Genomic DNA, 15,016 nt, shown 5'->3' on the forward strand with positions numbered 1-15,016 from the left:
GGTCAGGAACTCCACACCGATGCCGGGAACGCGTCGAGCGGGATCTTTAAAAAGCGCTGGCCGCTCTCCTCCGCCGGGGGCAATTCCCCTGCCCGGATATTGACCTGAAGCGCATGGAGGATCAGTCGCGGCATGGGCAGTGTCTTGTCACGGGCTTCGCGACGTTGGATGAAATCCTGCCGTGACTGGCCGGCGACATGGGGATTGCTTCGCTTCTGCTCGGCGACCGAACTCTCCCACAACGGCTGACGGCCTCCGGGCATATAGTCATGACCGGTGAAAAGGCGTGTCTCGTCAGGCAGGCTCAGAATGGTCTGGATCGACCGCCAGAGGCTCTCGGCACTGCCGCCCGGAAAGTCGGCGCGCGCAGTCCCGCTGTCGGGCATGAACAGGGTGTCGTGAATGAAGGCAGCATCACCGACGACGTAACTGATCGAAGCTAAGGTATGTCCCGGTGAATGAAGGACGCGAGCGTCCAAATCGCCGATCTTGAATGTCTCGCCATCGCGAAACAGTCGATCCCACTGCGAGCCGTCGCAGGCAAGATCAGGCCAGTTGTAGATATCACGCCAGATTCGCTGCACGTCTCTGATATGCTCGCCGATCGCCGTCGGCGCGCCGGTCTGTCGCTTCAGATAGGCCGCTGCTGAGAAATGATCGGCATGCGGGTGGGTATCCAGGATCCAGGCGAGTTTGAGGTCGTGACGTCGGATGTGATCGAGAATGGCGTCCGCGTTCGTCGTCGCGATGGAACCGGACTTCTCATCGAAATCGAGCACCGGATCGATGATGGCGCATCTGCGCGAGCTTGGGCATGCGACGACATACTGGATGCTGCCCGTTCGCTGATCGTAAAACCCGGTGACCTCAGGCTTGAGCATAGGCTTTGCCTTCGACCACTGCGGTCCGTGGAGCGAAAATCGCCCGGCTCGGATCGACATCGTAGTCTGCTTCGAAGCTCGTCGCGTCCGTCGCTATCTGCTTCACAGCCTCGAGAATGAACTGAACCTTTTCCTCGGAAAGGAGGACGCTGAAGTTGAGGCGAATGAAGCCCGGCTTGCTGATTTCGTCACCGGAGAGGATCGCCTGCCGTATCCCCTCGGACTGCTCTTCGTCGATGGACAGCAGCCGGTGCACGTATGGTCCCGCGCAGGCGCAGCCACCGCGAGCCTGAATGCCAAACCGGTCGCTCAGCATTCGCGTTACCAGTTGCTGGTGCACGTAGCCGCCCTTCCCGTTCTTGACACGGAAGGAGAAGATCGGAAGTCGCTCAGGTTCCGAGAGGCCGAGGATCTCGATCTGCGGGATATCCTTCCAGGCGCTGAAAGCGCGCTCTGCGAGCTCGCGATTGCGCTTTGCCATCGCTTCGGCACCGATGGCGTCCTTGACGATAAAGGCGAGCGCGGCGCGGATGTCTCCGACCACGTTCGGCGTTCCGGCCTCCTCGCGGGCTTCCAGACTGTCAGAGTAGTCGTGGGTCTGCGGCGACACGAATTTCACCGTTCCACCGCCCGGCCAGGACGGCTTCCTTGTCGAAACGGCATCGCGTCGAAGGATCGTTACCCCGGATGCGCCGGGGCCGCCGATAAACTTGTGGGGCGAGACGACCATAGCGTCGATTTCTGCGTCACGGCCTGGCGACATCGATATCGGGACATATGGCCCGGCGCCGGCGTAGTCCCAGATCATCTTCGCGCCGGCAGCTTTCACCATAGCCGTGATTGCCGCGACATCACTGGTAATCCCGGTAATGTTCGAGGCTGCGGAGAGTGTGCATACCGTCAGATCAGCCGCCTCCTGCTCGAGCGCATGCTTGAGGAGGGACAGGTCCGGCCCACCCGTTGGAGCCTCGGCGATCTCGACAATCTCCGCTCCACTTTCCCTCCAGGGCAGGATGTTGGAGTGATGCTCGTAGGGGCCGATGACAACGCGGACCCGTTTGCCGGCGGCAACGGCTTCGGTAACGCCAAACAGCTTGACCAGGCGATTGATCCCGGATGTCGCACCAGAGCCCGTGAAAATGACGGCATGCTGGTCCGCCCTCGCTCCGCAGAATGCGCCGATCATAGCACGCGCATCCCTCCGCATCCGTGTCATGAAGCCACCACAGTAGGAGGCCTCGGTGTGGCTGTTGGCGTAGTAGGGAAGCACTTCAACGAGTATAAAGCGCTCGATCTGATGGAGCGCACGGCCGGACGCGACGTAGTCGGCGTAAACCAGTTCTTTTTCGCCGTAGGGGCCGGAGATCGTCGCGTGTGCCCCGACGAGGCCATCACATAGATCGGCCATCACGCCCGATTTGTTCAAGCTGCGACGAAAATTGGAAAGCGGGGTTTCGGAACGACCTGGCGCTGCGGGGGCGATGTCCACGGGCTCTCTCCTAAGCTCGGATATTGACACCGATCGTATCCTGCTTCACGGTCAGTAAATTCACCTATTTTCTGAGTATTTTCCCGATCGGCATTTCAGATGAACGACGAACTGACAAAAATCGACGCATTTGATATGAAGATTCTGAGTGCCATGCAGAACGATGCGAATCTCTCCCAGCGAGATCTGGCGGACAAGGTCGGCTTGTCGCAAAACGCATGCTGGCGGCGGCTGCAGCGGTTGAACTCGATCGGGCTGATCCGAGGTTCGCACAGCGACATCGATCTTCGGGCACTCGGCTTTGATCTTACCGTCTTCGTGATGATCCGAACGCGCCACCATTCCAAGGAATGGAGCGAGGGATTTCGCGCGCATGTCGAACGGATCCCCGAAGTGATCGATTTCTATCGGATCGGCGGCGACTGGGATTATCTCATCAAGGTCGTCACAAAGGGCATGTCCGGCTACGATGCGTTCTATCAGAAGCTCATCACGAACTTCGATCTTGCGACGGTGACCGGCTTCTTCTCGATGGAGGCGATCATCAACAATCGTCCGGTCGATCTGATGAGAATGCGGTGACGTTCTGGAGGATCTCCATGTCGACAGCCGCGCGTTAGGTGCGGCGGCAGTCCGACTGCCCTGCCTTCTGACGCAGCAGTCGCGATCGAAGTCACCTCATGACGTCGCCCACCGAACGAAACCTTGCCGCATCAACCCCCGGCGAAGCGCCGAACTCGCGCCGATATTCCCGATTGAACTGCGACGCGCTTTCGTAGCCAATCTCGAACCCGATCGACGCAACGCTCCTTTGTTCGGACAGAAGTTTGGTCCGTGCGTGGATGAGACGCACGCGCTTCTGATACTGGATCGGCGTCATCGATGTCGCGCGGCGGAAATGGCGGTGGAACGAGGTGACGCTCATGCCAGCCCGTGAGGCGAGGTCCTCGACCTGGACCGGCTCGGCAAAATTTTGCTTTAGCCACGCGATGGCTTGGACTATTCGGGACGTTGGTCCACCCTCAAGGCCGATCTGGCGGATGACCGAGGCATGTTCGCCGGTCAAAAGCCGCCACATCACTTCCCGCTCGATCGCCGGACGCAGCGCTGTGGCATCCGACGGTGCGTCGAGGAGGGTAAGGAGGCGAACGAGTGCATCCAGAAGGTTTTCCGGCAGCGGGCTGACCGTAGCACCCATATCGGTATCGCTGGTCAAAGGATGAAGGCCGGTCTCAACTGCCAACGCGGCCAGCGCGGCCGGGTCAAGCGCCATCTCGAAGCCGAGAAACGGCTCTTCTGGGCTCGCCTTCGTGACATGCGCACTCACCGGGACATCCAGCGAGATTACGAGAGAATCCCCGGCACGGTAGTCGCAGACCGTGTCGCCGATAACCGTTTGCTTGGCGCCCTGAGCCACCACGGCAAAGGTCGGAACCGCAAGCCCAGCCAGCGGATCGGTCACCCTAGTCGAGCGCAGTAGCCGGATGCCCGGAAGCACGTTGGTTAGGTAGCTCGGGCCGGCGTGTTTCTCGATCAGCGCAGCGAGTTCCAAAAGCTTTTGCATCGGCCATCCGGATGGTTTGGGACATATCAGCAAGCGGTTGGCATGATTGTGCAACAGGATGGCAGCAATGGTCTACGCCGATTGGACTCCGAGATATTAAATCAGGGCAATTGAATTCGCAAATCAGGAGCTGTTATGTCGCTGGATTCATTTGTTACTCTCGGCCGTTCGGCCCTTCGTGTAAGCCCGCTGACATTGGGCACCATGACCTTTGGTGAAGACTGGGGCTGGGGGACGGATGCCGAGCATTCGGTGGAGATCCTCGCGGAATATCTCGATCGGGGCGGCAACTCGATCGATACGGCGAACATTTATACCAATGGACATTCTGAAAAGATCATCGGTGACTATTTCGCTGGACAGCCCTCAAAACGGGACCGCGTGGTTTTTGGAACCAAGTTCTTCGCCAGTCTCCATCCGGGGGATCCGAATGGTGGCGGAGCTGGACGCAAGTCGATGATCCATCAGTTGGAAGCGTCACTACGCCGACTGCAGACCGATTATGTCGATATCTACTGGCTGCACAACTGGGACAAGTTCGCGCCAATCGAAGAGACACTGCGTGCGCTGGACGATCTGGTTCGTTCTGGAAAAATCCGGTACATCGGGCTGTCAGATCTCCCAGCATGGAAAACAGCCGAAGCATCGGTTCTGTCTCACTTTCGCGGCTGGACGCCGGTCATTGCCTTGCAACTCGAATATTCCTTGCTCGAACGCACCATCGAAGGCGAGCATGTCCCCATGGCGGAGGCCTTGGACATGGCCATCATGCCCTGGAGCCCGCTGAAGAACGGCTTTCTGTCCGGCAAATACCGGCGCTCGGCGGCCATGCCGGCGGACGCGTCGAGATCCATGATTACCGGCGCCCCATCCGAAGCCGATTACGATGTCATCGATGTTTTGCATCAGGTTGCTGAAGACGTCGGCGCCAGTCCGGCGGCGGTTGCGCTCGCGTGGCTCAGGACCAAGCCTGCCGTTACCTCGATTTTGATCGGTGCCCGCCGAAAGGAGCAGTTCGTTGAGAACCTTGCCGCGTTAGAGGTTGCGCTCGGCGAGGAGCACATTGCGCGTCTTGACGCTATCTCCAAACCGACCCTCAACTTTCCCGCCCATGTGCTCGAGACAGGGACGCCGATGCTTGGCTACGGAGGAACCCGCATCAACGGTGTTCAAACAACTCTTTGGCCCATGCTTGCACAGAGCACCGCCCGCTACTGAGTCGATCTGCACTCATAGCCACCATCGACGCATGCGACGACGAACACGGTTTAGGAAATCAATACCGGTCGTCGCCCGCCTGCTTGGCCGCCGATGCGTTCTATCAGAAGCTGGTCACGAACTTCGATCTTGCAAACGGTGACCGGTTTCTTCTGCCGCGTTACGTCAGCCGCAGGAACCGCCCATCGTTTCCCGGGCCTCGCTTGCGACGCGATCGTATTCCTCTGCCTGCTGAAGGGATTGCTCGCGCTCGGTGCCCGAATAGAATTGCGCGCAATATCGCGACTTCTTGGCGCCTTCCGAGTTGATCAGGTAGGCACCTCTCGCGTTCATGCAGGCGCCGCCCGATGAGGCCTGCTGCTGAACGTTCTGAATCCACTGAACAAATCGGCTGTTCGGATCATCACAGTCAGATCGACTATCGCCCGGCGGCTGCGGAAATCCGGAGGTCGTGACAGCAGGTGTTGTCGCGGCGATCCTGGTCGGCGTGGGATAGTCCGTTCGAATAGAGGGCTCCCGCGTGCGCTCATTGTCCGCCAGGCGTTTCTCGTCCGCTTCGATCTGCTCCCTGGTTTTGCCCTGGAGGTCACTCGGCCCCACGACGACGACCGCATCCGAAGGAACCTGTTCGATGGGGACGGAATTGCACGACACCAGCAGCGTCACACAAAGCAAGACGATGTTCTTTTTGAAGCTGGCAAGCACGATATCGCCCCCTCGATCATGATGTTTTGGGGATACCGAGCACGGAATTGCACACAGCGCATCCCGCATTTGGGGGATGCCGGCATCAGAAGACGCCGACATCTCGATCTGCCAACTCGCAGGCACGCCAAGGAGGTCCTTCCTTGGCGGCCACGGGCGTCATCAGTGCGTATTCGGAAAAGCAATGGGCGGGACTTAGCGCCCGAGCCAACGATACTCGGCAATCGAGGCTTTGCCGGTCTTCTTGTCGTATAGGCAAATGAGATTGACGGACGCCTTACCCTTGCCCATCGTGCCCCGTAACATGACGGCAATCTTTCCCGCCGCGTCGTCGAAGACAACCGGTGCGGAAGCCTCTGGCGAGGGCATCGCCGATTGGCCTATGCAGGTCCCATTCACTTTGGCAAACAGTGCCTTCCACGCGCCGTCGCTCGATGCGGAGACGCTCGCTGCCGTAGCTGAAACAATAAGCGCTGTCGCGACAATGGTCTTAAACATAACGAATTCCTTGTTCATCCGTCGCCGGAATCACTCGTGACGACAGTTTGATTCCTGGCCGAACGGCAAGGCCAAACTTTGGCGAAGGAAGGTTGCGATTGCAGCGTGTCATCCTGCTGATGCCGGATGGGAAGAGGCGCTGATAGTCGCGCCTCTTGGGATGCTTAGCCGTTTGTGCCGCGCAGGATTTCGAAGAGGAACCATGTCCGGCGCTCGCCTTCGTCGATCCAGTTCTCGAGCAGGCTCGCGGTCGCGACGTCGCCGTATTCGTCACAGGTATCGTGTAGTGCCCGCATGCTGGCGACGAGCGAAGTGTTGTCCTCGCGCAACTCGGCAAGCATGCCATGCGGATGGACGAAATCGGCATCGTTGTCGGTGATCCGCTGGCGACGGGCGATATCGCCGATCGAGCGCAGCGTTGTCCCGCCGAGCTTGCGCGCCCGCTCTGCCAGCGGATCGGTGATCGCAAACAGCTGGTCGCCGTGCTCGTCGAGCAGCAGATGGTAGTCGCGGAAACTCGCGCCGGACATATGCCAGTGGAAGTTCTTGGTTTTCAGGTAAAGCGCAAAGACATCGGCAAGCAATGTCGTCGCGCCGGCCGAAATGTCCCTGACCGCCTCTTCGCTCAGCCCCGACGGGGTCTTCAGAGACAAAGTGCGGCGGGATTTCAGTGTGTCGTCCATTTCTTCATCCTTTTCGATCTTGATGCATTTTATTCCAGGCGGCCAGATGCCGGTGGATCACTTGCTGGGAAGCTCTCGCGAAGCGCCTCATCGAGCTGCTCGTCATCAGCGGATTCGCGATCGGGACTGGATGCCGTCTCCTGCGGTTCGGACAGCATTTCCGTGCTGTCAGGGATCGTCTTGACCTTCTTCGTCATCGAAGCTGTCTCCTTGCCTGCGGTGAGTATCCGATGGTGGCCATCGATATCTTGGACAATCGGATTCCGATTTGTATTGAATGACCGAAGCAAAACCGCCGGCAAAGCTTCCTATCGCGCGGGGTGAAGCGAACGGTCTTCCTGAGCTGCCGCAGCTCCAGCGAACGCCTTCAACGCCTCATGGATTTGACTGACGACAGCCGCCCCCTCGCCGACCGCGGCAGCAACGCGCTTTGTCGAACCGGCCCTGATATCGCCGATCGCAAAGACATTCGGAACGCTGGTCTCAAGTGGCAAGGTTGGTCTCGCGCCGACTATATCCCCGCGAGGCTGCTCGCCCGTCACGATGAATCCTCTGTTATCGACCGAGATCCTCGACGGGAGCCATTCCGTATTTGGATCAGCGCCGATGAAGACGAAGAGGTGCTGCACGGCAAGCGGCTTTTCGACGCCCGACGCCTGGTCCCTGATCATCGACGACGAGAGCTTGCCCTGTTCATCCCCGGTAATGCCGACGATCTCACTGCCGACATGAACGTCGACATTTCCAAGAGCGGCGATGCGCTCGATGAGGTAGGCTGACATTGTTTCTTCAAGCGGCCGGCGGACGACGAGATGCAGGCGCCTGACTTGCGGCGCCAGATACACCACGGCCTGGCCGGCGGAGTTACCGCCACCGATGAGCGCGACGTCTTCATCACCACAGAGCCTCGCTTCGATGGGCGACACCCAGTAGGAGACGCCCGATCCCTGGAAGTCCGCAAGCATCGGAATGTCCGGGTGCCTGTATCGCGCCCCCGACGCGATCACGACGGTTCGTGCGCTCACCGTCTGGCCGTCGGAGAGCGTCAGCGCGAAGGGACCGCGCGTCCGGTTCTCCGGCGCAGCAAGGTTTGCAACAGCCAGCGGCAGGGCGATTTCGGCGCCGAATTTCAGAGCCTGGTTGAAAGCTCGCCCCATCAGCGCCTGGCCCGTTATGCCGGTCGGAAAGCCGAGATAATTTTCGATCCGCATCGAAGCGCCGGCCTGTCCGCCCGCGACTGCCTGCTCGAGTACCAAAACATCGAGGCCCTCGGAACCACCATAAACTGCGGCCGCGAGACCAGCGGGGCCCGCGCCGACGATTGCAACGTCGTAGACGCGCCCTTTGCCCAATGTCGGTGTGATGCCGAGGCAGCGCGCCACAGCCGCCTCGTTCGGGTTCTTCAGGACAGTGCCGGCAGGGCAGACCATGATCGGCAGGTCGGACGACGCTATACCCAAGCGCTGTACAAGCGCGAGGCCTTCGGCATCAGATGTGGCGTCCAGGGCGATATACGGATAGCCGTTTCGGCGCAGAAAACCTTCAAGCCGAACCAGCTGCCCGCTACCGGGCGTCCCGATCAGCACCGATCCGGAGGCGCCACTATCGATCAGCGCGACACGTCGCAGAATGAAAGCTCGCATGACGAGTTCACCGATCTCTGCGGAACCGACGATCAGCGCTCGGACATGGGCTGCATCGAATGGGATCGCTTTGCAGCCGCCGGCGCCCGCCCGGGCACCGACAAGCGACGGACGCGCCGAGAGCTGACTGACCTCCCCTGAGAATTGGCCGGCAGCCAATGTGACGATCGGTGTTTCGGCTCGCAGCCCCGTGCCGCTGAAAACCTCAAGCTGACCATCGAGGACGAGCCACGATGACGCATTTGTTTCGCCGATCGCAAGGATTGCCGCTCCGGGCTGGAAGGAGACCGGCTCGGCCGACGAGACGCGTCTCGCGACCGCAACTTGCTTAACATCGAGGACCGGGAACTTCTGGTCGTCACGAGAACCGGAACTGGCCATTGCTCGAGCCTCTCGATCAGTAGTAACGCGGGATGGGACCGTTTTGTGGGGTTTGGTCCGGCAGATCGACGAAAGTCTCGTCGACGAAGCACCACCCCCAGCCCTCCGGTGGATCGTAGCCTTCGATGATCGGGTGTCCCGTTCGGTGGAAATGCGCCGTTGCGTGCTTGCCGACGGACTGATCGCAGCAGCCGACATGCCCGCATTCGCGACATAGACGCAGATGAAACCACTCCATTCCCTGCTCAAGGCATTCTTCACAGCCGAAGGTTCGCGGCGTCACGGAGCGGATTGTCGATTTGTGCACACAGGCGGTCATGAGCGGTGCCATCCTCTAAAGCTGCGGATATCGTTTCAATATGGTCCCATCTGGTACCGACACCGATGACACCGGTCTTGGACATATTGCCTGCACTTGTACCGAAACATCGCGATGCAAATCGGCCGAGGCGTTGTCGGCCGATTGATGCCGGCGACATCACCAAGGCGCGAAGGCACACCCGGCTATACCTGAGTATGATTACGATCAGCACCGCGTGCTGATAGCGTGTTTTTTATTGATTGCTTGAAATGAATACTGACCGCGGAGACTATTTTGTTCCAGATACCTTTGACAACAGCGCAAACCGAGAACTATCGGTTACTCGCGCAAGTGCTTTGCTCTTCCGAACATCCGCGTCACGACGTTGACCCGCGCGTTCCCTCATCCCGCAGCCAGGCAGCCCTCCAAGAAGAGCCGGTGCATGGCCGGGAAGAGCGGTCGGATCGGAGTAATGGTCCGTCCACTGCGCCGAAGCATCGGGCATTCAGTGAACTTTCTTTGACCGAGGCGATATCGGATCCCCTAATCGGTCTTCTCAACGAGGCTGACAAGATCGACGCAAGATCGTTTGCTCAGCTTCTCCAGAGCGCGTCGCGGGTCCTGGAATTTCGATCAATCACGCGATCGCAGTAAGCGGTCCGACGGAGGATGAAGAGGTCCACTCTCCGCATCGTCGAGGCCGTGTCCGACAACTTGTAAACCTCAAGGAGCACTCGCATGCACGTAACATATCACGTTGATGAACACGACGGCGGCTGGGCGTACCACGTCGATCAGGTCTGGTCCGAGACATTTCCGGATCACGGATCGGCTCTGAAAGCAGCAAGGGCGGCGGCATCGCGCCAAGGCACGAGCGACGCGAGCGTTCTGGTGACGTATGAGAATACCAGCGGACAATGGGTGACGGAGCTGGCTGGAAACGGCGAGCGTGTCGACGCCAATGTCGTGGATAATTGATCAGTCTTCTCGGCCGATCGCAGCGGAATCCGAACAGGTGAACCAACATGCGGTGAGCGACATTTCCGTCGTTCACCGCATTTTGCGTTATTGGGCCTTGTGCTCGAAGAGGTGCCGGAATTGCCTCGGCTGGCACCGCAAGTACTGATCCGCAGCCTGGACGGTCTCGCCGAAATGAGCCGCAGCGTGCCACGGCCAACGAGGGTCATAGAGAATGGCTCTGGCAATTGCGACGAGATCCGCGTCCCCTGTCGTCAGGATGGCTTCCGCTTGCTCGAATTCGGTAATGAGGCCGACAGCGATCACCGTAATCTTGACAGCCTGTTTGACTGCCCGCGCAAGGGGAACCTGATAGCTTGGGCCAACGGCGATTTGCTGGTGATGCGCCAGGCCACCCGACGATACGTGAATCGCGGCGCACCCGCGCGCTTCCAATGCGCTGGCGAAACGGATGGTCTGCTCGACATCCCAGCCGCCCTCGGCCCAATCCGTCCCGGATAGCCTCATCGTGACAGGCTTGTCCGACGGGAAAGCTTCGCGAACCGTATCAAAGACTTCCAGCGGGAAGCGTAACCTGTTTTCGAGAGAGCCGCCGTACTCGTCGGTTCGTTCATTGGACAGCGGTGACATGAACTGATGGAGCAGATAGCCATGCGCGCCGTGAATCTGGACGGCGTCGATGCCCAGTTCCGCGGCTCGTCTTGCCGCGTCGCCGAAGGCTGCACGGATCCGCTCGAGGCCGGCCTTGTCGAGGGCATTCGGATGGTCGTAGTGCTCCCGGAAGGGAATTGAACTCGGGGCCACCGTCTTCCAGCCGCCCGCTGCATCCGGCGCGATCTGGTGGCCGCCCTTCCAGGGGATCTCTGAGGAGGCCTTCCTGCCCGCGTGGCCGAGCTGGACGGCGATCGGCATATCGGACCAACGGCGGATCCCGGTGAGCACCCTGTCCATGGCCCGCTGACACGCATCGGAGTAAAGGCCCACGTCGCCATAGGAAATCCGGCCTTCGGAAGTTACCGCCGTCGCCTCGATGGTCAGAATACCGGCGCCGGACAGGGCAAGATTTCCAAGATGGATCAGATGCCAGTCCGTCATCTCGCCATCGGACGCGGAGTACTGACACATCGGCGCGATGACGATCCGATTCTGCAGCTTCAACGATCCAATCTCGAAGGGTGAGAAAAGCTTGGTTGCACTCACGGCATCACCTTTCAGTTAGGAGTCTCGCCTAAAGGGCGGGAACGGAGGCGCCTGGACAGGCTTCCGGTATCACGAGAAAGGATCGCTTACGAGCCTCTTCTTGACCGCGCGATTGTGCAATTCGGCCAAGCGATTGGCGATCATACCTTCGTCTAGCGCCACTAGATTTTTGCTGCCGAATGCGGGCCTTTCCCAGCGACGCCGAAGAACCTATCGGTTGCCGCAGCCTCCTACACCACGTTCTCGCGAGCCTATCCCGCCGACACACGCGGTTGTGGGCGGCGGCGGGCCTTGGGGCATCAAGTCAAGCATAGCCAGTAGCCTCGTCTGCGCTAGCCTACCTAACACCAAGGTATGCCCACCCTATACCTCAACGTCATTTAAAACCCGCCGCCCGCGCGCGATTATTAGGCTGCATTTTATTCAACACGGGAGCCGCAAGATGTTCAGGAATACCGTGATCGCAACATCCATCGCCGTGACATTGTTCCTGGCGACGCAAGCGCAGGCATCGCTTGAGCCAAACGGAAGGTCGTCAGGCCTCACAGAACCCTTCCAGAATCTTACGCTTTCGTTCACGTCCACGGTCGACGTGGAACGTACGCGGGTCAGGATATTTGGCCCCGACGGCGAAGTCGCTGTGGGAAAAGCCCAGAGAGGCCGAGAGGGCAACGAACTGGTCATACCGATAGCCGCGGCGCTGCAGCCCGGCATCTATACGGTTCGGTTCACCGCCTATTCGACGGAAGGGCAATCGCTGCAGGGAACGTCGACCGTCACAGTTCCCGTACGGGCACCCTTGGCACAATATTCGGCCGAGTTGCCGCCGCTCTAGCATCAACCCGATTACACGAGGTCGAAAAAATGCTTCTCCAAGTCCATGTCCCGGATGTGAAGAATGGCCCGTCGACCGTGGCTTGTGCTCCCCGAATACTTCGGGCGGCCAACAACAATCTGCCGCGCGGCATCGATGCCGGGCCGTTCACCGCGCCCGGCAAGCCACGGCAACTCTGGCTACCGGCGATCATCGCCGCAGTGGCCACGGTTGCCCTCTGTGCAGTGCTCCTGGTTGTCGGCGTCCAGGCATTGTCGCTCGTTGATATCCAGGCCATGCAAAGCCTCCATTGATCGACGGCGGCGGCAAAGCCGCAATGAAAAAGGCGCCAGCATAACCGGCGCCCTTTACAAGAATGACGGGACCGCTGCCCGTCCCCCTACTCCTTCGTCTGACGTAGTGGCGTGAACCCGATCTGCATCTTTTGCGGGTTTTCCTGCCGAAGCGTCCGCAGCATCTCCTCGTATTCCCGCTCGACCTCGGGCGTAACAGACGGCCGGACCTCCTCCAATGCCTTGGCGAAGTTTTCCTTGGTGACGATCGTTGCATCGAGGGACTGCCGCAGCGCGATCAAGCCGGCCCGCCGGGTCAGATCCTCGAGGTCTGCGCCGGTGAACCGCTCGGTTTTCTCCGCCAGCTCATCGAGGTCGACATCGGTGGCAAGCGGCATCTTCTTGGTATGGATACCGAGGATCTTCCGCCGCGCCTTTGCGTCAGGCACCGGCACATAGACCAGTTCGTCGAACCGGCCTGGGCGGAGCAGCGCGGGATCGAGGAGGTTCGGTCGGTTTGTCGCCGCCATCACCACGACGCCCTGCATGTCCTCCAGTCCATCCATTTCAGCGAGCAGCGTGTTCACCACCCGCTCCGTCACCGCCGGCTCTCCGAGGCCGCCACCGCGCGCGGGCGCAAGAGAGTCGATCTCGTCGATGAAAATCACGGTCGGGGCAACCTGACGGGCCCGCTCGAAAAGCCTGGAAACCTGCTGTTCGGACTCGCCGTACCACTTGGACAGCAGGTCGGACGACTTCGTCGCGACGAAATTCGCCTCCGCTTCGCGGGCAACGGCTTTGGCAAGCAGTGTCTTGCCGGTGCCAGGGGGGCCGAAGAGCAAAAACCCCTTCGCCGGTCGGATTCCCATCCGCTTGAACGACTGGGGCGACCGCAGCGGCAACTCCACGCCTTCCCGCAGTTTCATCTGCGCTTCGTCCAAACCGCCGACGTCGTCCCAGCGGACGTTGGGCGCCTGGATCATGATTTCACGCAGCGCCGAAGGCTGGATACGCTTCAGCGCAGAGGTGAAGTCGTCCTGCGTGACAGTCAGTTTCTCCAGCACCTCGGTCGGAATACCTTCCTTCAGATTGATGTCAGGCAGGATCCGCCTGAGGGCGTCCATGGCCGCTTCGCGCACGAGCGCGCCAAGGTCCGCCCCGACGAAGCCGAAGGTCGTCCGTGCAATCTCATCGAGATCGGTGTCCTCGGCAAGCGGCATGCCTCGCGTATGGATTGCCAGAACTTCGCGCCGGCCATTCTGATCGGGAACGCCGATGACGATCTCGCGGTCGAAGCGGCCGGGGCGACGAAGCGCTTCATCGATCGCGTCCCGTCGGTTGGTGGCGCCGATGACGACGATATTCTGGCGGGGCTCCAGGCCGTCCATGAGTGTGAGAAGCTGGGCAACAATGCGCCGCTCCACCTCTCCCGTTACCTGCTCGCGCTTTGGCGCGATTGAGTCGATTTCGTCGATGAAGATGATCGACGGAGCATTTTGCGAGGCTTCCTGGAAGACCTGCCGCAGCCGCTCTTCGGATTCCCCGTAACGGCTGCCCATGATTTCAGGGCCGGCGATATGATAGAAATTCGCTTCAGTCTCGTTGGCGACGGCGCGCGCGAGAAGCGTCTTGCCCGTCCCTGGAGGTCCATAAAGGAGAACGCCCTTCGGTGGATCGATGCCAAGGCGCTGGAACAGTTCCGGGTGACGCAGCGGCAGTTCGACCATCTCACGGACTTGCTCGACGGATGAGCCGAGGCCGCCGATATCGTCGTAGGTTACATCAGCCCGCCGTGCCTCCTTCGGCTCCTCGAATTGCGGGCGCAGCTCCACGACTGTTTCCGCGGTCATCTGGACGATCCCGCGAGGCTGTGTGGAGACGACGACCAGCCTGATTTCCTGCAAACCGTAGGCCGGAAGGTTCAGCAGGCGCGGATCCCTCACCCGTTGTTGAACAGACGTCGAGACCACATCGCCGGCGACCATGGGAAGGTGCAGGAAGGTGCGCTGCAATGCCTCGCCGGACCCCTGAAGGACAAGGTTCTTTTGCGCCGGCGCCAGCACGACTCTCGTCGCGGGACGGGCTTCTGCTTTGCGCACTTCCACGTGGTCGCCGCTCGACGCGCCGGCGTTGACGCGCTGCAGGCCATCCAGTCGGATGATGTTGAGCCCGTGGTCCTCTTCATAGGGGCGCATGGCGATTGCAGCCGTATGCCGCCGACCGATCAATTCGACGAGGTCCCCCTCGCCAATGCCGATCTTGGTCATCGAAGCTGCGGACATACGCGCGATGCTCGCGCCGGCATCCTGCGGCCGCATATTTGCGACTTGAAGCGTTAGGTCGTCTGACACGGGCATTTTCCCTTCAT

General features: G+C 60.2%; 16 protein-coding genes. 5 read left to right on the forward strand and 11 right to left on the reverse strand.

Going from position 1 to position 15,016, the window contains the following annotated elements; translation table 11 throughout:
- Nucleotides 1-2: 2 nt before the first annotated feature.
- Nucleotides 3-881 (reverse strand): MBL fold metallo-hydrolase, encoded by an 879-nt coding sequence (locus FZ934_RS22495; protein ID WP_153273088.1) that lies wholly within the window; start codon nucleotides 879-881, stop codon nucleotides 3-5.
- Complete coding sequence (locus tag FZ934_RS22500) at nucleotides 868-2,394, reverse strand: aminotransferase class V-fold PLP-dependent enzyme (protein ID WP_432443663.1); 1,527 nt, start codon at nucleotides 2,392-2,394, stop codon at nucleotides 868-870. The genes FZ934_RS22495 and FZ934_RS22500 overlap by 14 nt, the downstream gene beginning before the upstream one ends.
- Nucleotides 2,395-2,469: 75 nt before the next feature.
- Here FZ934_RS22500 and FZ934_RS22505 point away from each other — a divergent pair, with 75 nt between their 5' ends.
- Nucleotides 2,470-2,952: an Lrp/AsnC family transcriptional regulator gene (locus tag FZ934_RS22505; RefSeq protein ID WP_113358977.1), complete on the forward strand. Its 483-nt coding sequence runs from the start codon at nucleotides 2,470-2,472 to the stop codon at nucleotides 2,950-2,952.
- A gap of 91 nt (nucleotides 2,953-3,043) precedes the next feature.
- Here FZ934_RS22505 and FZ934_RS22510 read toward each other — a convergent pair whose 3' ends face one another.
- Nucleotides 3,044-3,934, reverse strand: coding sequence for an AraC family transcriptional regulator (locus FZ934_RS22510; RefSeq protein WP_153273089.1), 891 nt, complete (start codon nucleotides 3,932-3,934; stop codon nucleotides 3,044-3,046).
- Between the two features lie 135 nt (nucleotides 3,935-4,069).
- Between FZ934_RS22510 and FZ934_RS22515 the strand changes: the two genes are divergently transcribed.
- Nucleotides 4,070-5,152 carry an aldo/keto reductase gene (locus tag FZ934_RS22515; RefSeq protein ID WP_153273090.1) on the forward strand — a complete coding sequence of 361 codons (1,083 nt, stop codon included), beginning with the start codon at nucleotides 4,070-4,072 and terminating at the stop codon, nucleotides 5,150-5,152.
- Nucleotides 5,153-5,317: 165 nt separating this feature from the next.
- On the opposite strand, the gene FZ934_RS22520 is transcribed toward FZ934_RS22515, so the two are convergent.
- The 6 genes from FZ934_RS22520 to FZ934_RS22545 form a co-directional block, all read right to left on the reverse strand.
- A complete protein-coding gene (locus FZ934_RS22520; protein ID WP_153273091.1) occupies nucleotides 5,318-5,857 on the reverse strand; it encodes a hypothetical protein in 540 nt (179 codons plus the stop codon).
- A 195-nt stretch (nucleotides 5,858-6,052) separates the two neighbouring features.
- Nucleotides 6,053-6,355, reverse strand: a complete 303-nt coding sequence (locus tag FZ934_RS22525; RefSeq protein WP_153273092.1) for a hypothetical protein — start codon at nucleotides 6,353-6,355, stop codon at nucleotides 6,053-6,055.
- Nucleotides 6,356-6,519: 164 nt separating this feature from the next.
- On the reverse strand, nucleotides 6,520-7,038 hold the full coding sequence (locus FZ934_RS22530) for a Dps family protein (RefSeq protein ID WP_153273093.1): 519 nt from the start codon (nucleotides 7,036-7,038) through the stop codon (nucleotides 6,520-6,522).
- Between the two features lie 29 nt (nucleotides 7,039-7,067).
- Nucleotides 7,068-7,235: a hypothetical protein gene (locus FZ934_RS22535; protein ID WP_153273094.1), complete on the reverse strand. Its 168-nt coding sequence runs from the start codon at nucleotides 7,233-7,235 to the stop codon at nucleotides 7,068-7,070.
- Between the two features lie 111 nt (nucleotides 7,236-7,346).
- Nucleotides 7,347-9,062: an FAD-dependent oxidoreductase gene (locus FZ934_RS22540; RefSeq protein ID WP_153273095.1), complete on the reverse strand. Its 1,716-nt coding sequence runs from the start codon at nucleotides 9,060-9,062 to the stop codon at nucleotides 7,347-7,349.
- Between the two features lie 16 nt (nucleotides 9,063-9,078).
- Entirely contained in the window at nucleotides 9,079-9,381 is a 303-nt protein-coding gene (locus FZ934_RS22545) for a UBP-type zinc finger domain-containing protein (RefSeq protein WP_153273096.1), read from the reverse strand.
- Between the two features lie 720 nt (nucleotides 9,382-10,101).
- Here FZ934_RS22545 and FZ934_RS22550 point away from each other — a divergent pair.
- The gene (locus FZ934_RS22550; protein ID WP_153273097.1) at nucleotides 10,102-10,341 is read left to right on the forward strand and encodes a hypothetical protein; all 240 of its coding nucleotides are present in this window, start codon (nucleotides 10,102-10,104) and stop codon (nucleotides 10,339-10,341) included.
- Nucleotides 10,342-10,428: 87 nt separating this feature from the next.
- Here the strand turns inward: FZ934_RS22550 and FZ934_RS22555 are convergent, their stop codons facing one another.
- The gene (locus FZ934_RS22555) at nucleotides 10,429-11,541 is read right to left on the reverse strand and encodes an NADH:flavin oxidoreductase/NADH oxidase (RefSeq protein WP_153273098.1); all 1,113 of its coding nucleotides are present in this window, start codon (nucleotides 11,539-11,541) and stop codon (nucleotides 10,429-10,431) included.
- A 442-nt stretch (nucleotides 11,542-11,983) separates the two neighbouring features.
- On the opposite strand from FZ934_RS22555, the gene FZ934_RS22560 reads away from it, so the two are divergent.
- Together FZ934_RS22560 and FZ934_RS22565 are read left to right on the forward strand one after the other, a co-directional pair.
- The gene (locus FZ934_RS22560) at nucleotides 11,984-12,376 is read left to right on the forward strand and encodes a copper resistance CopC family protein (protein ID WP_153273099.1); all 393 of its coding nucleotides are present in this window, start codon (nucleotides 11,984-11,986) and stop codon (nucleotides 12,374-12,376) included.
- Nucleotides 12,377-12,405: 29 nt separating this feature from the next.
- Nucleotides 12,406-12,669 (forward strand): hypothetical protein, encoded by a 264-nt coding sequence (locus FZ934_RS22565; protein ID WP_153273100.1) that lies wholly within the window; start codon nucleotides 12,406-12,408, stop codon nucleotides 12,667-12,669.
- An 86-nt stretch (nucleotides 12,670-12,755) separates the two neighbouring features.
- Here the strand turns inward: FZ934_RS22565 and FZ934_RS22570 are convergent, their stop codons facing one another.
- On the reverse strand, nucleotides 12,756-15,005 hold the full coding sequence (locus tag FZ934_RS22570; RefSeq protein ID WP_153273101.1) for a CDC48 family AAA ATPase: 2,250 nt from the start codon (nucleotides 15,003-15,005) through the stop codon (nucleotides 12,756-12,758).
- Nucleotides 15,006-15,016: the final 11 nt, after the last annotated feature.

Source organism: Rhizobium grahamii, assembly GCF_009498215.1.
Classification (GTDB): Bacteria; Pseudomonadota; Alphaproteobacteria; order Rhizobiales; family Rhizobiaceae; genus Rhizobium; species Rhizobium grahamii_A.